The sequence below is a fragment of the Rhodococcus sp. P4_F3_2 genome (assembly GCF_056401335.1).
Window position 1 is genome coordinate 19075 of the sequence record NZ_JBFUJN010000058.1, and the last position, 18802, is coordinate 37876.

General features: G+C 61.9%; 16 protein-coding genes. 8 read left to right on the forward strand and 8 right to left on the reverse strand.

Going from position 1 to position 18802, the window contains the following annotated elements; genetic code table 11:
- The first annotated feature begins 113 nt into the window (after window positions 1–113).
- Complete coding sequence (locus AC1DWA_RS31475) at window positions 114–1442, forward strand: MFS transporter (RefSeq protein WP_416315512.1); 1329 nt, start codon at window positions 114–116, stop codon at window positions 1440–1442.
- A gap of 2 nt (window positions 1443–1444) precedes the next feature.
- A complete protein-coding gene (locus tag AC1DWA_RS31480) occupies window positions 1445–3337 on the forward strand; it encodes an FAD-dependent monooxygenase (protein WP_477846159.1) in 1893 nt (630 codons plus the stop codon).
- Window positions 3338–3410: 73 nt separating this feature from the next.
- On the opposite strand, the gene AC1DWA_RS31485 is transcribed toward AC1DWA_RS31480, so the two are convergent.
- On the reverse strand, window positions 3411–4940 hold the full coding sequence (locus AC1DWA_RS31485) for an MFS transporter (protein WP_477846153.1): 1530 nt from the start codon (window positions 4938–4940) through the stop codon (window positions 3411–3413).
- A gap of 85 nt (window positions 4941–5025) precedes the next feature.
- Between AC1DWA_RS31485 and AC1DWA_RS31490 the strand changes: the two genes are divergently transcribed.
- Window positions 5026–5403: a MarR family winged helix-turn-helix transcriptional regulator gene (locus tag AC1DWA_RS31490; RefSeq protein ID WP_019749191.1), complete on the forward strand. Its 378-nt coding sequence runs from the start codon at window positions 5026–5028 to the stop codon at window positions 5401–5403.
- Between the two features lie 233 nt (window positions 5404–5636).
- Entirely contained in the window at window positions 5637–6788 is a 1152-nt protein-coding gene (locus AC1DWA_RS31495; protein ID WP_477917491.1) for a N(5)-(carboxyethyl)ornithine synthase, read from the forward strand.
- 9 nt (window positions 6789–6797) lie between these two features.
- Here AC1DWA_RS31495 and AC1DWA_RS31500 read toward each other — a convergent pair whose 3' ends face one another.
- From AC1DWA_RS31500 to AC1DWA_RS31520, 5 genes are all read right to left on the reverse strand, one after another.
- Window positions 6798–7169 (reverse strand): nuclear transport factor 2 family protein, encoded by a 372-nt coding sequence (locus tag AC1DWA_RS31500; protein ID WP_477846152.1) that lies wholly within the window; start codon window positions 7167–7169, stop codon window positions 6798–6800.
- Window positions 7166–8320, reverse strand: a complete 1155-nt coding sequence (locus AC1DWA_RS31505) for a 3'(2'),5'-bisphosphate nucleotidase CysQ (protein ID WP_019749193.1) — start codon at window positions 8318–8320, stop codon at window positions 7166–7168. Before AC1DWA_RS31505 ends, AC1DWA_RS31500 begins: the two co-directional genes overlap by 4 nt.
- Window positions 8317–10161, reverse strand: a complete 1845-nt coding sequence (cysC, locus tag AC1DWA_RS31510; RefSeq protein WP_019749194.1) for an adenylyl-sulfate kinase — start codon at window positions 10159–10161, stop codon at window positions 8317–8319. Before cysC ends, AC1DWA_RS31505 begins: the two co-directional genes overlap by 4 nt.
- Window positions 10161–11087 (reverse strand): sulfate adenylyltransferase subunit CysD, encoded by a 927-nt coding sequence (cysD, locus tag AC1DWA_RS31515; protein WP_477846151.1) that lies wholly within the window; start codon window positions 11085–11087, stop codon window positions 10161–10163. The genes cysC and cysD overlap by 1 nt, the downstream gene beginning before the upstream one ends.
- A gap of 143 nt (window positions 11088–11230) precedes the next feature.
- On the reverse strand, window positions 11231–12166 hold the full coding sequence (locus AC1DWA_RS31520) for a helix-turn-helix domain-containing protein (RefSeq protein WP_133729325.1): 936 nt from the start codon (window positions 12164–12166) through the stop codon (window positions 11231–11233).
- Between the two features lie 116 nt (window positions 12167–12282).
- Here AC1DWA_RS31520 and AC1DWA_RS31525 point away from each other — a divergent pair, with 116 nt between their 5' ends.
- Genes AC1DWA_RS31525 through AC1DWA_RS31535 form a run of 3 tightly spaced genes read left to right on the forward strand, consistent with a single transcriptional unit; the run spans window position 12283 to window position 15381 of the window.
- Window positions 12283–13449: a hypothetical protein gene (locus tag AC1DWA_RS31525; RefSeq protein WP_477846150.1), complete on the forward strand. Its 1167-nt coding sequence runs from the start codon at window positions 12283–12285 to the stop codon at window positions 13447–13449.
- A 2-nt stretch (window positions 13450–13451) separates the two neighbouring features.
- On the forward strand, window positions 13452–14234 hold the full coding sequence (locus tag AC1DWA_RS31530) for an SDR family oxidoreductase (protein ID WP_007726165.1): 783 nt from the start codon (window positions 13452–13454) through the stop codon (window positions 14232–14234).
- Between the two features lie 7 nt (window positions 14235–14241).
- Window positions 14242–15381: a sulfotransferase family protein gene (locus AC1DWA_RS31535; RefSeq protein ID WP_020908307.1), complete on the forward strand. Its 1140-nt coding sequence runs from the start codon at window positions 14242–14244 to the stop codon at window positions 15379–15381.
- Between the two features lie 69 nt (window positions 15382–15450).
- Here AC1DWA_RS31535 and AC1DWA_RS31540 read toward each other — a convergent pair whose 3' ends face one another.
- Together AC1DWA_RS31540 and AC1DWA_RS31545 are read right to left on the reverse strand one after the other, a co-directional pair.
- Window positions 15451–16245 carry an alpha/beta fold hydrolase gene (locus AC1DWA_RS31540; RefSeq protein WP_477917493.1) on the reverse strand — a complete coding sequence of 265 codons (795 nt, stop codon included), beginning with the start codon at window positions 16243–16245 and terminating at the stop codon, window positions 15451–15453.
- A complete protein-coding gene (locus tag AC1DWA_RS31545; protein WP_477846148.1) occupies window positions 16242–18032 on the reverse strand; it encodes an N-acyl-D-amino-acid deacylase family protein in 1791 nt (596 codons plus the stop codon). The genes AC1DWA_RS31540 and AC1DWA_RS31545 overlap by 4 nt, the downstream gene beginning before the upstream one ends.
- A gap of 97 nt (window positions 18033–18129) precedes the next feature.
- Here AC1DWA_RS31545 and AC1DWA_RS31550 point away from each other — a divergent pair, with 97 nt between their 5' ends.
- A complete protein-coding gene (locus AC1DWA_RS31550; protein ID WP_019749202.1) occupies window positions 18130–18777 on the forward strand; it encodes a TetR/AcrR family transcriptional regulator in 648 nt (215 codons plus the stop codon).
- Window positions 18778–18802 lie beyond the last annotated feature (25 nt).

The following is an 18802-nucleotide window of genomic DNA, read 5'->3' on the forward strand; positions in this document are numbered from 1 at the left end:
GCGGAGCTGATTCCACGCATTTTCCGTGCAATAACCTCCAATTCTTTCGCTTTTCAATTGTTGTGGCGCACGTCATTGTTTCTTCAAGCCACATTCATCTCGAAAGGCACTTCATGACCTCCATCGCCTCACCGACCGCTACGCGCACCGCCGCGACGGTCAAGGCGCGCAAGGCCGCCCTCGGCAGCTTTGTCGGCACCGCCATCGAGTGGTACGACTTCTTCATCTACGGCACCGCCGCCGCGCTCGTGCTCGGCAAGCAGTTCTTCCCCGGCACGTCCGATCTGGCCGGCACCCTGGCCGCCTTCGCCACCCTCGCCGTCGGATTCGTCGCGCGTCCCATCGGCGGAATCGTGATGGGCCACTTCGGCGACCGCATCGGACGCAAATCCATGTTGGTCACCTCGTTGATGCTGATGGGCTGCGCCACCGTTGCCATCGGCCTGCTACCCAACTACGCCGCCATCGGCGTCTTCGCCCCCATACTCCTGGTGACCTTGCGATTCGTTCAGGGACTCGGTGTCGGCGGCGAGTGGGGCGGCGCAGTTCTGGTCGCCACCGAAAACGCACCGGAGGGCAAGAAGGGGCTGTACGGCAGCGCACCACAAATCGGTGTTCCCGCAGGCGTACTGGTGGCCAATCTCGTCTATCTCCCCCTCGCCGCCTTCATGGACGACGATGCATTCAACTCCTGGGGATGGCGAATCCCGTTCCTGCTCAGCGCAGTTCTTGTGGGCGTTGCGATGTGGATCCGTCTCGGCCTCGAGGAAAGTGACGAGTTCACCGCTTCGAAGTCCGAAGCACCGGCGGAGTCCATACCGATTCTCGAGGTTCTCACCAGACACTGGAAGACAGTGCTCCTCGCCGGTGGAACCTTCATCGCCACAAACGGAATTGCGTACGCGTACATGGTTTACGTGCTCAAATACGGCGAGTCCGAACTCGGCTTCAGCAAGACCACGATGCTCTTCCTCCTCATCGCATCCTGCCCGTTCTGGATGGCGGGAATGGCTTTCAGCGCTCACAAGTCGGACACTCTCGGACGCCGGACCGTCTACATACGCAGTTCGATCGCCCTGGTAGTGGCGGCAGCGGTGTTCTTTCCGCTGATCGACACGGCGATCGTCCCGGTGATGCTCGTATCGATGATCGCCCTCGGCTTCACGCTCGGCTGCTGCGCCGGCCCACAAGCGGCGCTGTTCGCCGAATTGTTCCCCGCACACATCCGCTACAGCGGAGCGTCACTCGGCTACCAGATCGGCGCAATCCTCGGCGGCGGTCTGGCCCCGATGATCGCCACCGCGCTCTACGCCGCCTTCGACACCTCGTTCGCCATCACCGTTTACTTCGTGATCATTGCCGTGATCAGCTTGGTTTCCATCCTGCTACTCCCGGAACCTCAACTGATCCCGAAAAACACTGCCGCACAGAAAGCCTCGTGACCATGTCGACCTACTTTCATCCGAAGAAGTACACCCCCGAGGACTTCGCTTCCCTGGCGCCTTCGGCCGACGCACTTCCCGTCGTGATCGTCGGAGCCGGCCCAGTCGGCATGGGCGTAGCCATGGGCTTGGCGCAGCGCGGCATTGCCGTCACGATTCTCGAAGCGGCCGATCAGGTCTCGTTCGGCAGTCGCGCGATCTGCGTGTCACGGCACAGCCTCGAAGTTGCCGAACGCCTTGGTTTCGGTGCCGAGCTGGACGACATCGTTCTGCCGTGGGTGGGTGGTCGGAGTTACTACCGCGATCAGGAAGTACTGCAGTTCCGGATGGCATCCGCCGAGCACGACGCGCGCGGACCCATGGTCAACGTCTCGCAATCCGAGTTCGAACAGATCATGACCGACAAATTGCTCGCCCACCCACTGGTGAACTTCCACTGGTCGTCGTCGATCGCCGGCATCTCCGGCGGTGACGACGAGGTAACTCTGACCGTCGACACCGCGTTCGGAACCCGCGAACTGCGTGCGGCGTGGGTCGTGGCTGCCGACGGTGGACGCAGCAAGATGCGCGAACTCAGCGGAATCCGCTTGCAGGGCAACAGCTACGAGGGCAACTACGTCATTGCCGACATTCATTGGGAATCGGAACTCCCGGCCGAGCGTCTGGTGTGGTTCGACGCACCCAGCAACCCGGGCTCCACGATCATCATGCACCGCCAACCACGGGACATCTGGCGCATCGACTACCAGCTCGACGCGTCGGACGATCCGGAGGCGGAGACGCAAGAAGATCGCATCCGTGACCGCATCACGCGTCACCTCGAATGGCTCGAGAGCGACATCCCCTGGACCCTGGAATGGTTCGGCTTCTACCGCGCCCATGCACTCGCCCTCGAAGATTTCACTCACGGCCGTGTGCTCTTTGCCGGCGACGCCGCGCATCTCGTTCCGATCTTCGGTGTTCGTGGCCTCAACTCTGGCATGGAAGATGCCGAGACCCTGGTGTGGCAACTGGCGGCCGTCATCAACGGAGCTGCCGATACCGCCATCCTCGACGCGTATTCGAAGGAACGTCGTAGCGCGTGGCAGCAGAACGTCGACAATGCAGGCAAGTCGACGCTCATCATGTCGCCCGGCAGTCACGGCTACCGAACCACCCGCGACGCCGTACTCGAACTCGCCACCAAGCGAAGCGAATTCGCGCACCTCATCAACCCGCGCCAGTCGAGTGCAACGCACGCCCGTCTCTCGCCGCTGACGTGGCCCACAGCTGCGGGCACCGAGGGCGTACTACCCGGGGATCCGCTGGAAGACAGAGTCGTCCAGGTCTCGGCGGACGGTTCGAAAACCTCCTTGAACAGTCTGCGCGGTACTGGATTCGGCCTGCTGGCTTTCGGACTGTCAGCTGAGCTGGAATCCGAACTCGACACGCAAGCCGAAATCCTTGCTCAGGCCCTTGCACCGGAAACCGTACGGGTGATCACCGCGGGAACTACCGACTCCACGATTCCCGATGCCGAAGGCAATCTCGCATCTGCCCTCGGTGCTTGTGTCGGCGAGATCTTCGTGATTCGGCCCGACGGATTGGCGCTCTGCCGCATCAGCGATCCCACGCAATTGAACGACGTGGCCAAGCACCTCACCGCCGGCACTGCGCCGACGCACTTCGATACGGCACAGTCGGCGACAACTGCGGTGATCGACGACGAGGGCCACCGCGAGCACATCTGGTTGACACTGTCGAATGCACTGGATCAGGCTGATCCGCCCGACCGCGAAGCCATGTTGGTGCGCCTTGCCTTGATTCTCGGTTCGCAAGCTACGTCGACGAGTTTCGACGCAGCCCTGAAAGACGCAGCCCTGAAAGACGCAGCCCCGAAATCTGCCACCCGATAGTTCAGACACAGCAACTCGGCCGCGCAGGATTGTCTCCTACGCGGCCGAGCGCATTCGCGGATGAAGCAAGTATTCAGTTGACCTCGGCCAATTCCTTTTCTTCCTCAGCGCGCCTTTCACGCACGGATCTTCCCCGCAGCGACCTTCCACGTACCAGCGGCGAGACGGTGATCGCCAAGCCCACCAGCGCGACTCCGGTAACCAGGATCAATCCGGGATGGAACTGTTCGAATCCGGCGGTACCGGCACCGGACGCGGTGTGCGATCCGGCGGTCACGAGGGCGGTAGTCAGAGCGAGTACGAGCGCCGCACCGACCTGAGCGGAGGTGTTCACCAGCCCGGACGCCAAACCCTGCTCCGAGTCGTCGACGCCCGAGGTGGCCTGGGCCATGATCGAGGTGTAGCCCAACGCGAATCCGAGTCCGAGCAGGATGACGCTCGGCAGAATCGCCACGACGTACGACGGTGAATCGCTGCCCGCGAAGAGGAACCAGAGGTACCCGACGCTGAGCGAGGTCAGTGCCGCGATGATGAGCTTGGCACTGCCGTACAGGTCGACCAACCGTCCGACGAACGGTGATCCGAAGGCGACGATGATGCCCGCGGGGAGCAGTGCCATCGCCATCTTCAGCGGCGACCAGCCGAGGGCCGACTGCAGGAAGATCGTCATCATGAACTGGAAGCTCAGGTAGGAACCGAAGAGCGCGATGATGGCCAGATTCGCACGAACGATGGTGCCGACGCGCAGAAGCCCAAGTCGCACAAGTGGATGAGCCACCTTCTTCTCGACGAAAAAGAACGTCGCCAGAAGCACGGCTGCGACGGCGAACGAACCCAGCGTCATCGGGTGTGCCCACCCACGGGTCGGAGCCGAGACCATCGTGTAGACCGTGAGAAGCATTCCCGTCACCAGGGTGACGGCGCCGACGAGGTCGTGTCCCCCGGTATCTGCGGGACGGTCCCGCGGAATGAGGAAGTACCCACCGATCAGCGCGATGACGGCAAACGGAACCGGCATCAGGAACGTGAATCGCCAACCGGCACTGGTCAACAGCCCACCCAGGATCAGGCCCGACGAGTAACCACTGGCGCCGAACACGGAGAACACGGACAGCGCACGGTTACGGGCCGGGCCCTCTTTGAACGTCGTGGTGAGAATGGACATTGCAGTCGGCGCAGTGAAGGCCGCCGCCAGTCCCTTCACGAATCGTGATGCGATCAGCAGTGTTCCGTTGTCGACAAGGCCACCGACCAGCGAAGCGATTGCGAACACGGTCAGCGCGATCAGGAAGACCTTCCTGCGCCCGAGAAGATCGGCGGTACGTCCACCGAGTAGCAACAAGCCGCCGAATCCGAGGACGTAGCCGTTGATGATCCACTGCAGCGAAGTAGTGGACAGGCCCAGTTCATTGCCGATGGACGGTAGAGCGACGCCCACCATCGACACATCGAGACCGTCGAGGAACAACACGAGGCAGAGCACCGCGAGGATGCCCCACAGCTTGAGGAACCAGCCCTCTCCTGTGGCCGGATCCGTGGATTCCGTAGAACCCGGGGATTCCGGCGAATCGAATGGTTTGAGTGTCGAGTCTGTGCAAGTCACGTCAGCGAGAATAGATGCACATGCACTTAATGCACAAGCATTTAATGCAATTGCACGTAATCGAGTCTTCAACTAGAATGCGGTCGTGACGTCGGAATCGGAATTGCGCAACACCTGGCGCTCGTTGTCGACCAGCTACAACGACATCGCATGCGAACTCGATCGCCAGATGCAGTCGGCGCACGGCCTGAGTATGAGCGACTTCGAGGCCCTCGACCGACTCATGGACACCTCGTGTGAGCGTCCACGGATGCAGGATCTGGCTTCGGAGATGTACCTGAGTCCCAGTGCGCTCTCCCGCAGCGTCGCCCGCCTCGAGAAGGCCGGACTGGTTCAGCGAGCACTGTGCGAGGCTGACCGGCGCGGAGTCTTCATCGACGTCACCGACAAAGGTCGTCAAGTACACACGGATGCCAGCAAAATTCAACTGGCCGTGCTGGATTCACGCCTGCGCGAGCAGTAGCCCTACGTCGGAGCAGCACCGCACCTCGCCCGGCCGCCGGGCGAGGACCGTTCAGGACTAGACTGAGCACATACCGGCGCGCCTTTCTGTTGCCGTCGGCGATCGACAGCAGCGCAGCCGGCACGCCTTCACGCGATCCTGGCCGAGGCAATCTGCCAGCGTTCCTGCGGCTTCTGCTAGTCCCTCAGGCGCCTGCCTGACATCTCTACCTGCTCCTATCGAGAGATACACAATTGAACAACGCACGCACCCTTGGAGTCATCGGACAGTCGAGCAAACCGGCAGAACGCCGGTTGCCGATCCATCCTGCGCATTTCGATCGCATCGATGCCGAACTACGTTCTCGGATCTACCTCGAAGAGGGTTACGGCCACCCCTTCGGCTACTCCGACGACTACCTCTCGCGTCTGGTGGCCGGAATCCGCACGCGCAAGCAGATTTTGGCGGAAACCGATGTGGTTCTGCTACCGAAGCCGTTGGTGCGTGACCTCGCCGAACTACGGTCGGGTCAGGTTCTCTGGGGCTGGCCGCACTGTGTCCAGGACACCGAGCTGACACAGATCGCGATCGACAAGAAACTGACTCTCATCGCCTTCGAAGCGATGAACTTCTGGCACAGCGACGGATCGTTCAATCTGCATGTGTTCCACAAGAACAACGAGTTGGCCGGCTATTGCTCGGTACTGCACGCCCTGCAGTTGATCGGTTCCACCGGAGACTACGGCCGCCGTCTCACTGCTGCCGTGATCGGTTTCGGTGCCACTGCACGCGGCGCTGTCACTGCACTCAAGGCGCACGGTATCCACGAAGTGGACGTACTGACTCAGCGCGGCGTCACCGCCGTCAGCTCCCCCATCCACTCGGCGCGAATGGTCTCGTTCGACAACAACAAMGGCGATGTCCGCGGCAGCCACGTCATGCTCGACAACCACAGCGTGCCGGTACCGGGCTTCCTGGCCGAGCACGACATCGTCGTCAACTGCGTACTGCAGAACACGGATGCCCCGCTGACGTTCCTGACCGAGGAAGATCTCATGGACTTCCAACCGGGAAGCCTCATCGTCGACGTCTCGTGCGACGAAGGCATGGGGTTCAGCTGGGCTCGTCCCACCTCGTTCGCGGATCCGACCTTCATCGTCGGCGACAACATCACTTACTACGGCGTCGATCACAGCCCGTCGTACCTGTGGAACTCCGCGTCGTGGGAGATCAGCGAATCACTTCTTCCCTACCTGCCCACTGTGATGGCAGGAGAGACGGCCTGGAAGGCAGACGAGACCGTCGACCGCGCCATCGAAATCCGTGACGGCGTCATCGTGAATCCCGCTATTACGCGTTTCCAGCACCGTTCGGCGGACTACCCGCACGCTGTCATCGCGGAATAGGCGCCCCGATCAGGCCTGGCCGGCTGCCGCGTTGATCGGTGCCATGTCGAAATAGTCGCGCCAGGCTTTGATCTTTCCGTCCTCGACTTCGAATACCCCCATGACCGGGAGCGCTACCTCGGAGCCGTTGATGGTGAAGACGTCGACGCGCTCGTTCATGACGGTGTTGCCGTCCGCGACCTGACGCTTGATCTGAAAGTCGATGTTGCCGAAGGCACCGACAAACTGCTCGATGAACGCCCGGACGGCCTCGCGACCGACCACGGGCTCCATCGGAATGTTGTGATAAACGACGTCATCGGTGAAGTAGTCGACGATCTTTGCAACATCGGCGGCCGCCCACAGCGCGCAGAAATCGGTGATCAGCTTGTCCGATGTCATTGTGTTCCAGCCTCTTTCGAATCGTTTTCGTAGGGTTCGATGATTGCCAGGATGCTTTCGATCTCGCCTGCCGGTATCCCGAAGTACTCGGTGACGAAAACTGTGACGGCCGGTGCCTGGCCAGGTGTTCCGAGGTCGAGCAGATACCGCGCGACGACGCTCTCGCCCCACTCACGCAGCGCGAGTTCACGTATCGCCACGATTCCGCGATATTGCTGCCCCTGTTCGAGCTCGTTGCTGATGAACGCGCCGGTGTCACCGGTTCGCTGACCGTTCTCGACCCGCCAGGCGTCAGCGGCGAATCGGACCTTCGTTGCGTCGTGAGTGAGCAATGCGTTCACGTATTCACGCGCCATGGCGACGCGCCCACTGACCGCAGACTCCGTGGAGTGCTTGGCAATTGCACCCAGGATCGACTCAGCCAACTCCGGTCGGCAGATCACGAGATCCGGAAGGTAGGGATGAGATTCGTTGTAGAGCAGCGGTGAACCGTCGATGCGGCTGCAATGCAGCCCGGCCGCCTGTGCGACGCCGACGGGTGCAGCCGAATCCCATTCCCACTGCCCACCGGCGTGCAGGTAGGCGTCGACCTCGCCTCGCACCACCGCCATTGCCTTGGCGCCGGCCGATCCCATGTGCACCACGTCGGCGCCGAGTTCGGCTGCCACCGCTTCGGTGAATGCGGGTGGTCGCGATCCGCTGACTACTACGCGGAGCGGCGAATTCGCGGGAACCGAATCGGCCTCGTCGCCACTGGAGTACACCGCTCCGAGCGCCGGCTGAGCAACCGCGGCTGCGGTAATTCCGCTACCGCGCTCCCAAAGCGCCACGTGCACTGCCCAATCCGCGTGATCCGGCAAGCCGTATTCCTTGGAGCCGTCCAGCGGATCGATGATCCAAACCCGGGATGCGTCCAGACGATTGCGATCATCGGCAGACTCCTCCGAGAGCACGGAATCCTCCGGCCGCTCGGCGGCCAACCGGTCGAGGATGTAGGAATCGGCGGCCTTGTCGCCCCGGCGACCTAGCTCACGACCGTCGTCGACACCCAGGCCCTCGGCTCGGATCCCCAGGAGGATCGCACCAGCGGCCTGCGCCAATTCCGCCGCGAGTGCCTCGTCGGCGATTCTGCTGTGTGTGGATTCGCTCACCGGTCCAACACTTCCATAATTCGCAGCGCAAGTTCGGTAGGCGTTCCGTCTTCGGGTCTGATCACCAGCTCGGCACTGGCTGGAGCCTCGTACGGATCGTCGACTCCGGTGAAACCCTTGATTTCCCCGGCCCTGGCCTTGGCGTACATCCCCTTGGGGTCTCGGGCTTCACATTGCTCGATCGGGGTGTCGACGTAAACCTCGACGAACTTCAGCCCGGCGGCCTCGTGCGCCGCCCGCACTCGATCACGATCTTCGCGGTACGGGCTGATCAGGCAGGCCACTGCCACTGCACCTGAATCAGCGAACAGCTGCGCCACCGAGCCGACTCGGCGGACGTTCTCGGCTCGGTCCTCGGCACTGAATCCCAGATCCGCGTTCAATCCGTGCCGGAGGTTGTCGCCGTCGAGGCGGTACGCGGGGATACCCGCGGCTACCAAGCGGCGTTCGAGTTCCACGGCGATCGTCGACTTGCCCGAGGCCGAGAGACCGGTGAGCCAGACGGTGGCGCCGGCAGTCGCACGTTCCTCGCGAGAAACCTCCGCACTGTGCCAGACGACGCGCGATTCCTTGAGTGTCGGACCGTTGATCATTCCGGCTGCGACGGTATTGCCCGTGGTCTCGTCCACGAGGATGAAGCTGCCTGTCACGCGGTTGCGGCGGTAGGGATCGAACATCAACGGCTGCTGCGTTTTGATCGAGATGCGACCGATCTCGTTGAGGGACAGAGATTCTGCCTTCTCGTCGCGGTGCAGAGAATTGACGTCCAGGCGATAGTCGAGCTTGACGATCTGCGCTTTCGTGGAGCGCGTGGTGTGCAGCAACGAGTAGCGGTTGTTCTCCGACAGGGTGGTCTGTTCAGTCAACCAACAGACCATCGCATCAATTTCCTGCCCGACCTGCGGCCGGTTGTTGAGCCGACACAATTGGTCCCCTCGGCTGACGTCGAGATCGTCGGCCAGCTCGATGCATACGGCCGAGGGCGCAAACGCCTCGTCGATCACGTCACCGCCCGGCCCGTGGACTGCCTTCACCGTCGAGGTGAATCCTGAAGGCAATGCCACGATTTCATCGCCGGGCTTGAAGACGCCACTGGCAACCGTTCCGGCGTATCCCCGGAAATCGTGGAGGTCGGCATCCGTTTGCTTCTGCGGACGGATCACGTACTGCACCGGGAAACGCGCGTCGATCAAGTTGCGATCCGAAGCGATGTGCACCTGCTCGAGATGGTGCAGCAGAGAAGGCCCGTCGTACCAGGACATGTTCTCGGTCCGGGCAACGATGTTGTCCCCCAACAGCGCCGACACCGGAATGAACGTCAGATCGTGGACGTCCAGTTTGATCGCGAATTGCCGGAATTCTTCCTTGATCTCCTCGAACCGTTCCTGAGACCAGCCCACGAGGTCCATTTTGTTCACACACAGCACGAGGTGGGGTATCCCCAGGAGAGTCGACAAGAAAGCGTGCCGTCGCGTCTGTTCGAGCACACCTTTGCGTGCGTCCACCAGGATCAGGGCAAGGTCGGCCGTCGAAGCGCCGGTCACCATGTTGCGGGTGTACTGCTCGTGCCCGGGTGTGTCCGCGATRATGAACTTCCGGTGAGGGGTCGCGAAATACCTGTGGGCCACGTCGATCGTGATGCCCTGTTCACGCTCGGCGCGCAATCCGTCGGTCAGTAGCGCGAGGTTGGCGTACTCGTCGCCGCGTTCTCGACTGCTCCGCTCCACGGCCTCGAGTTGGTCCTCGAAGATCGACTTGGAGTCGTAGAGCAACCGGCCGATGAGTGTCGATTTTCCGTCGTCGACACTGCCCGCTGTAGCGACTCTCAGCAGTTGCGGCATCAGAAGTACCCCTCTTTCTTACGATCTTCCATGCCAGCTTCGGAAATCCGGTCATCAGCTCTGGTTGCGCCACGCTCCGTGATACGGCTCGCCGCAACTTCTTCCACGACAGCGGCCGGTGTTTCGGCCGACGATTCGACGCATCCGGTACACGTTGCGTCGCCGACCGTACGGAAGCGCACCAACGCCTCGTAGGACTCCTCGCCGGCACGAAGTTCGAGGAAGCGGGTGCGTACCAACAACATTCCGTCGCGCGGAACCACTTCGCGACGATGGGCGTAGTAGATGCCGGGAAGGTCGATCCGTTCCTTCTCTATGTACTGCCAGATGTCGAGCTCTGTCCAGTTGGAAAGCGGGAAGATCCGAATGTGTTCACCCTTACGGTGTTTGCCGTTGTACAGGTTCCACAGTTCAGGTCGCTGCACCTTGGGATCCCACTGCCCGAACTCGTCCCGGAAGCTGAACACCCTCTCTTTGGCGCGCGCCTTCTCCTCGTCTCGGCGAGCACCACCGAACACGGCGTCGAACTTGTTGTCGCGAATTCCGCGCAGCAACGCGTGCGTCTGCAGGCGATTGCGACTGGAACCCACTCCGGTGTCCTCGATGACGCGTCCGGCGTCGATGTCGTCCTGCACACTGGAGACGACAAGACGCAGGTTGAAGCGATCGACCGTGCGGTCGCGGAACTCGATCACCTCGTCGAAGTTGTGACCGGTGTCGACGTGCATCACGGCGAACGGCAATGGAGCAGGCCAGAATGCCTTGGCCGCTACGTGCAGCATCACGACGGAATCCTTACCTCCGGAGAACAGGAGGACCGGCTTTTCGAAAGTCGCTGCGACTTCGCGGAAAATATGGACCGCCTCCGCTTCGAGTGCCCGCAAATGCGACAACTCGTAGGCGGGCGGGGTCTGGAGTGTTGCCATGTCTTTCGCTCCTGAGCATCACGTACTCCGTGCGGAACACCATTTCCGCATCGGTACATTTATGTACCGGACTGGTTCTAAATTGAACGCAATCACAGAATAGAACTCGTTCTACCCAAAGGTCAATGACCGGCAATCAGACGTCACAAACCGCGAACCGGACTCCGGCCACCAACTTCCGCCGTCACCGCATCCGCCGCCACAACCAGCGCCGCAGCCCTTCGCTCGATCTCGGCGCCCGTAATCGCCCCGCCCACATAAAGTGTCAGCACAAGGGCCTGATGCCCTTCGGCGTCGTAGGTCGGGGCCGCGATGAGACTGACGGGATGCTCGTCGTCAGAGCTGATGTCGCGCCCGAGGTACACCCTCTCGCCCAGGCTCGACACCATCTCCCCGAGCAGTTCACGCACCTCCGGCGGAAGATCGTGCGTCGCAACGCCCGCCATCAACGTGTGCAGTCGCTGCCCGACTGGATCCAGACTCTCGACCAGATACCCCGCAGCGCGACACTCGCGGACCACGTTCCACAGACGCTCGCGATCCAAGCGCACCGGCAGGCTCGGCTCTTTGCTCAGCCAACTGTCCATGTCGTGATCCGAACCCCAGAGGACGTACATCAGTCCGACCGGTGGTGCGAACGGGTACACCTGACCGACCTTGGCAGCGCGACGCGCTCCGATCGGTCCGGTCACTTCGAGAACGCTGATCTGATCACCGATCACACCGGACGCCGTGCACGTCGTTCCGAACTCCGTGCTCACTTTCTCCAGATGGGTGCGGGCAATGGGTCCGACAGCAAATCCTCGCTGAGCTGCACGTCCGGCCGCGATCAAGGCCGGACCGAGCCCATAGGTCTTCGACACCTCGTCCCGAGTCAGGTATCCACGATCAGCCAGCGCCGTGAGGATTCCCAGGCAGGTGGGCTTGCTGATCTCGAGCGCGCGGGCCAGTTCCGACAGCCCGAACCGCTGATCAGGGCGGCCGACGAGGTAGTCGAGCACCTGAACCACCCGTTCGGTGGGAGGCGATTGCCTCCCCCGCGGGCGTCCCTCTTCAGGCGTCTTCTCCGGTCCACCCATTGACCACTCCCTAGAACGCGTTCTATTGTCGAAATACCCAACATCTACCAAATAGGTACATATTTGTACCACGACGCTCTGGACCGGCGACATAGTCGGAACTGTGAGGAGCCAGCGTGCTGACGGACCCGTTTGCCGAGGCGATCGCCGAAGCCGAGAAATTGATCGAGACTGCGCCGCACATCAGATCCGAACAGGATCTACTGGAGGGATACCAATATCTGGCAGGCGGAATCATCGCGACGACGCATGCCGCCTGGGCCAGCGAAAAGACCCATCCGAGTTTCATCCAGGGCACCGGACCATTCACCAAGATGGGTCTCGACAACCCGGACACCCTCTACTTCGGCGCCCGTATCAACGACGACAAGGAATACAAGGTCACCGGAAAGCGCGGCACCACAGCCGATCTCAGCTTCCAGGTGTTGAGTGGGAACTACACCAACTCGAACGTTCCCGGCAGCGAAATCGCCTTCGACGACCGCGAGCTGGAGATAGACGACGACGGCAACTTCGTCGCTTGGTTCGGCCCCGGCCCCGCCGACGGACGAGCCAACTACTACACCCTGGCCCCCGGATCCTCGCAGCTGGTCGTTCGCGAGGTCTACAGCGACTGGAGTCAGCAGCGCGGCGTGATCCGCATCGAGCGCACCGATTCGATCGGGATCGCGCCGCCACCTCTCACCGCCGAAGAGACCGAGAAGCGTTACGCCCGGGCTGGGAAGGCACTGGTCACGCGGGTCAAGACGTGGCTCCAGTTCCCGGAGTGGTTCTACCTCAAGCTCACGGTCAACACCATGACCGAACCACGCCTGACACCGGGCGGGCTGGCAACGCAGTACTCGTCGGTGGGACATTACGAACTCACCGACGAGCAGGCGATGATCATCACCGTTCCCGCCTCCGACGCACCGTATCTCGGCTTCCAACTGGGGAGCCTCTGGTACATCTCACTGGACTACCTCAATCATCAGACCTCCCTCAACAACGGCCAGGCACAGGTCGATCCGGACGGGATGGTCCGAATGGTGGTCAGCGAGAAGAACCCCGGTGTCACCAACTGGATCGAAACCGTCGGACATCCGCGCGGCATTCTGCAGTTCCGTTGGCAGCGCGTGTCCCGCGAGCTGACGCCGCAGGACGGTCCCACCGTCGAAATCGTCGCCGTCGCAGATATTGCGAAGCACCTGCCGCATTTCGACACCAACACCATCACCGCCGAGGACTGGGCAGCGCGCATTGCCCAGCGCCAGGCCGCCATCGACAACCGAATGCTGGGGTAATCATGACCGCCTTGCTCGAAGACCGTGTAGTAGTCATCTCCGGAGTCGGCCCGGCACTCGGCCGCGCTCTGGCCCTTCGATGTGCGTCGGCCGGCGCGAGTCTTGTTCTCGCAGCACGTACGCAATCGCGACTCGACGACGTTGCGAAAGAAATAGTCGATGCCGGTGGGCGCGCCGTCACCGTTGCCACCGACATCACCGACCAGGCTTCCGCCGAGAATCTGGTGGCCGAGTCCATTGCCGCCTACGGCAAAGTCGACACTCTGATCAACAATGCATTCTCGATTCCGTCGATGAAACCGTTGGCTCGCACCGATTACCAGCACATCCGCGACAGCATCGAACTGACCGTTCTCGGGGCGTTGCGCCTGACTCAGCTGTTCACGCCGGCACTTGCCGAGTCGGACGGCTCCGTGGTGAACATCAATTCGATGGTGTTGCGGCATTCGCAAGAGCGTTACGGCAGCTACAAGATGGCGAAGTCGGCCCTGCTCGCCATGTCGCAGTCCCTGGCCACCGAACTCGGCCCGCAGGGAATTCGTGTCAATTCGATTGCACCCGGCTATATCTGGGGAGACACCCTCAAGGGATACTTCGCGCACCAGGCGGAGAAGTTCGGCATGACCGTCGAGCAGATCTACGAGCACACTGCGTCGAACACCGACCTCAAGCGCCTGCCGACCACGGATGAAGTATCCGATGCGGCGATCTTCCTGGCGTCCCCGATGGCCAGCGCGATCACCGGCCAATGCATCGACGTCAACTGCGGCGAATTCCATCACTAGGAGCACCATGACTGAACGCACTCACGTCGGCACCGTCGAGGATCTCCATGCCTCGGCGACGCGGATGACCGGCCTGACGGACTTCGGCGTCGACGATTACACCGAGGCTCTGTCGGTCCTCCTCGAGTCTTACGACCGCGACGAGGATCTGACGCCCTTCGGCAGCAAGATCTCTCGGGTATTCCTTCGCGGCGCCCTGGTGGCCCGTCTGCTCAGCGAATCGGCGTGGAAGGAGCATCCGGAACACGCCGACGTCAAGATCGAGCGGCCGATCTTCGTCACCGGATTGCCACGGACGGGCACCACTGCCTTGCACCGCCTCCTCACGGTCGACCCGGCTCACCAGGGCCTCGAGATGTGGCTGACCGAGTTCCCTCAGCCTCGCCCGCCTCGCGATACGTGGGAATCGAACCCGGTCTTCGCCAAGATCGAGGAGACATTCGGTCAACACCACGTCGAGCATCCCGAATTCATGGGCGTGCACTACATGTCGGCCAGCGAAGTCGAAGAATGTTGGCAACTCTTGCGTCAGACGTTCAAGTCCGTGTCGTACGAGTGCCTGGCAAATCTACCCACGTACTCCGCATGGCTGAAGGACCAGGAGTGGTCGAACGCCTATGCACGACACAAGAAGAACCTGCAGCTGATCGGTCTGCCCGATCAGGATCGACGGTGGGTCCTCAAGAACCCGAGCCACCTGTTTGCGCTCGACGAATTGATGGAGGCGTACCCCGACGCTCTCGTCATCCAGACTCACCGCTCCCCTACGACGATCATTCCGTCGGTATGCAGCCTGGCCGCCCAGGCGACAGAGGGTTGGTCGAACACGTTCACCGACAAGGTGATCGGCGAAAGTCAGCTCGAACTGTGGGCCAGGGGGCTCGAGCAGTTCGACAGTGCACGCGCACACCACAATCCCGCGCAGTTCATCGACGTCGACTATCAGGACTTCGTCACCGATCCACTGGGAACCGTCGAGAACATCTACACGCACTTCGACATCCCGTTGACATCTACCGCCCAGCAGTCGATGGAGGCCATGCACGAGGAAAGCCGCTCGGGTGCTCGCAAACCGTCGCACAAGTACACGCTCGAGGAGTTCGGCCTGACGAAGGAACAGGTGGAGGAGCGATTCGGAACTCGCTGACCACCGTTGGTCGACGACCTCGCTGACGACCTTGCTGACGACTGAAGCCCCCGCCGGCCGGCGGGGGCTTCAGTACGCAACTCGGTCAGCTGCTGAAAGAACTTCGAACCGATACGGACCGTCGATAAACGCGGGAGTGAGGGCAGAACCCTTGGGCCCGATGGCGGCGTCGCCGTCACTCCAGACGTGCAGGGTCGGCACGGTGACCCGGGCAGCTGCCGGGTTCGGCTTGGTCATCCACATCGCGCGGTACCAGTTCAGACCGCCGCGCAGTCTGCCGGGAGCGAGCATGGCGTTCAGATCGCGCCGCGCATTCTCCGGCGTCTGCCCACTCGAAACCAGGAACTTCTCGCCCAGCGATGACGAGGCCAGAATCTTCTCAGGAACGAAGGGTAATTGGAACGCCCCCATGTACCACGATTTCAGTCCCTGAGTGCTGGTCACCATCGCCTTGATGAAGGCCAGCGGGTGCGGAACCGACACCGTGGTAACGGTATCGAGCAAATCCGGCCGTTCGGCAGCCACCTGCCACGCGACCGCGGCACCCCAGTCGTGGCCGACCAGGTGCACCTTCCCCACACCGAGTGTGTCGATCAGCGCGACAGTGTCGGCGGCGAGTTCGGACCCGCGGTAGGCCCAGCGCGCTTTCGGCCGGGCACCGGGTGAGTACCCTCGCTGGTCCGGCGCCACGGTGCGGAAGCCGCGGGCGTGCAGTAACGGCGCGAGGTGATCCCATGAGCGGGAATCCTGCGGAAATCCGTGCAGGAGGACCACGACCGGACCGTCTGCCGGTCCTTCGTCGCGTACGTCGAAGGTCAGCCCGGACCGGGAGTACGAGGTGAGGCGATCCGCCAGCGTAGTCATAGCGCCACGCTAGTCTTCGCGGCCCGTGTAATCGGAGCCTTTTCACCTGCGCGCAGGAACTGGCCTGTCTTTTCGATGCCGAATCCCGGGGCGAATTCACCTTCGCGGTAGGCGAGTCGGCCGTTGATCACTGTCGCGACGGCCGCATCGTCGCTGCGGTTGACCATTCGACTGATCCCGCCGTACTCGGGAACGGTTGCCTCGAACAAGCCGTCGACCGACTCGTCGAGCCCGGCTGGATCGATGACAACGAAGTCCGCGCGGTCGCCCTGGCGTAGATGTCCGGCGTCGATGCCGTACCAGTCCGCCAGTTCACCGGTCAGGCGGTGGATTGCGCGCTCGATGGTGAGGAACGGCTTGCGGTCACTCTGAGCGTCCTTGACGCGCTTGAGGAGTCGYACCGGGTAGTTGTAGAACGCCATGTTGCGCAGATGTGCGCCGGCATCGCCGAAGCCCATCTGCACACCGGAACTCGCGGCGAGTTTCTTCGCGAACTTGGGCCGGTGATTGGCAATGGTGGTGCGCCAGCGAAGATCTCGCCCGTACTTCACCACCAGGTCGAGGTACGCGTCCACCGGGTGCACTCCGCGGATGTCACCGACCTGACCGAAGTTCTTGCCGATCAACGTCTCGTCCGGGCATCCCACGATAACCGCATCGTAGAAATTGCGATGCCAGATGCGGGGTGAGAACTTGTTGTCGTAGTCCTTACGGAATGCGCGACGGTACGACTCGTCCTGGAGCAGTTCGTTGCGCTCCACCTGGTCCTTGAGATGCAAAGCGGCGGCGCCGGCACCGAACTCCTCGAACACGACCAGGTCGATTCCATCCGCGTAGACGGTGAAGGGAACCGGAAGGTGCTGCCACTTGAAATCGGTCTTCGCGAAGCGATTGAGCAGTGGGGCCGCAGCGAGCATGAAGTACACGATCACCGGGTAGGCCTTCGAATCCGCACCGGAGAGCAGCGACGTCTTGAGCGGCTTCTTGCGTCCGATGGCGGAGCTTTCGGCGAAGAACGCCGCGACGTTCGGATGCAGGTTGATGGTCGGAGCGCTCTGCAAGATCTTTCCGCGATCGCGAAGGATGCGGTTGAGGAATCGGAACTCTTTCCACCGTGCATACGTCGACGGCAAAGAGCGAGAACGGTATTCGTCGCCGTCGATCTTGTCGAGGGCATTGGTCATCGACGACAGGCCAAGCATCCCCGCATCGATGGCGTCCTCGAGCATCGAGCCCATCCGGCCGAGTTCCGAGCGGGTCGGCTTGACCTTCTTGTCGGTGCCGCGCCCCAATCCGAGTACGTGCGTGCGGATGTCGGAGTGGCCGATGAATGCCGCGACATTGGGTCCGAGGGGAAGGGCTTCGAGTGCGGCGGTGTAGGCCGCGGGACCGGTCCAGGTCTTGTTCGCTTCGAGGATGCGCAGCACCGCGTCGTGGGGAACTGCTTCGACCCGGCTGAACAGGTCAGCGATTTCACGCGGGGTCGAATACACCGTCGACAGTGAGCAATTGCCGAGCACGACCGTAGTGACGCCGTGGCGAACCGATTCCGGAAGGCCTGGACTGACCAAGGCTTCGGCGTCGTAGTGCGTGTGGACGTCGACAAAGCCCGGGAGAACCCACTTGCCGGCCGCGTCGATCACCTCGGTGTCCGGCCCGATCTCCAGGCGCGTCGTGGACACCTCCGCGACCACGCCGTCTCGAATTCCGAGATTTCGACGCAGACCAGGAGCCCCCGTCCCGTCGAACCACAACCCGTCGTTGACCACGATGTCGAAAGCAGACACTGTCGGACTCCTCGCCTCACGTATGTGTTACATCACGTTATAGACAGCGTTGAGTAAAAGTCAATGAACCTTCCGAACCAATACATAAGATGTCGGAATGGCCGCAGTCCCCCGCTCCCCCGAAGACCGTCAGAGGCAAATCCTCGAGGTAGCAGTACACATGTTGCGGACCGAGCCTTTCGACCAACTGTCGATGGATCGTGTCGCAGCCGAGGCCGGTGTCTCGCCGCCACTGCTGTTTCACTACTTCAAGAACAAGAAGGGTTTCCAGAACGCCATCCTCGAGGCTGCCTCGGCCGATCTCGAAGATCGAATGCGACCGGATCCCGAACTACCGATCACGTCCCAGCTGCGTTCAGGTATCGAAACTTTCGTCGATGCCGTTATCGAGCACCCCACCATTTACCTCGCCGTGATGCGGATGGCCGGCAGTGGCGACGTCCGGATGCGCACGATCTATCGCGGGATGCGCCGAACGTTCACCACATGGATCGTCGCCGCGCTCACAAATTTGGGCATCGAATCGAATGCGACCGTCGAGGCGACCATCGCCGGGTGGCAGGCATTCATGGAGGAAATAGTCGTCAACTGGATCGACGAGCCGACCCTCGAACGAGGCGAGATGGTCGACCTCTGCGAACGAATTTTCTATCACTGCCTACCGGCGGCGGGCATCAGCGTGGAACAAATAGTGGCGGCCACCATGGCTGCGACGGCCAGTGAGTCCGGCGCAACAAAACTGTGATCTTCGCGCCGGGGTTTCACAGGTG

Bases quoted from the DNA above. Each gene is read 5' to 3' on its own strand.
- AC1DWA_RS31475 (WP_416315512.1), top strand. From the start codon at position 114: ATGACCTCCATCGCCTCACCGACCGCTACGCGCACCGCCGCGACGGTC.
- AC1DWA_RS31480 (WP_477846159.1), top strand. From the start codon at position 1,445: ATGTCGACCTACTTTCATCCGAAGAAGTACACCCCCGAGGACTTCGCT.
- AC1DWA_RS31500 (WP_477846152.1), bottom strand. From the start codon at position 7,169: ATGACATCGGACAAGCTGATCACCGATTTCTGCGCGCTGTGGGCGGCC.
- cysD (WP_477846151.1), bottom strand. From the start codon at position 11,087: ATGGCAACACTCCAGACCCCGCCCGCCTACGAGTTGTCGCATTTGCGG.
- AC1DWA_RS31520 (WP_133729325.1), bottom strand. From the start codon at position 12,166: ATGGGTGGACCGGAGAAGACGCCTGAAGAGGGACGCCCGCGGGGGAGG.
- AC1DWA_RS31530 (WP_007726165.1), top strand. From the start codon at position 13,452: ATGACCGCCTTGCTCGAAGACCGTGTAGTAGTCATCTCCGGAGTCGGC.
- AC1DWA_RS31535 (WP_020908307.1), top strand. From the start codon at position 14,242: ATGACTGAACGCACTCACGTCGGCACCGTCGAGGATCTCCATGCCTCG.
- AC1DWA_RS31540 (WP_477917493.1), bottom strand. From the start codon at position 16,245: ATGACTACGCTGGCGGATCGCCTCACCTCGTACTCCCGGTCCGGGCTG.
- AC1DWA_RS31550 (WP_019749202.1), top strand. From the start codon at position 18,130: ATGGCCGCAGTCCCCCGCTCCCCCGAAGACCGTCAGAGGCAAATCCTC.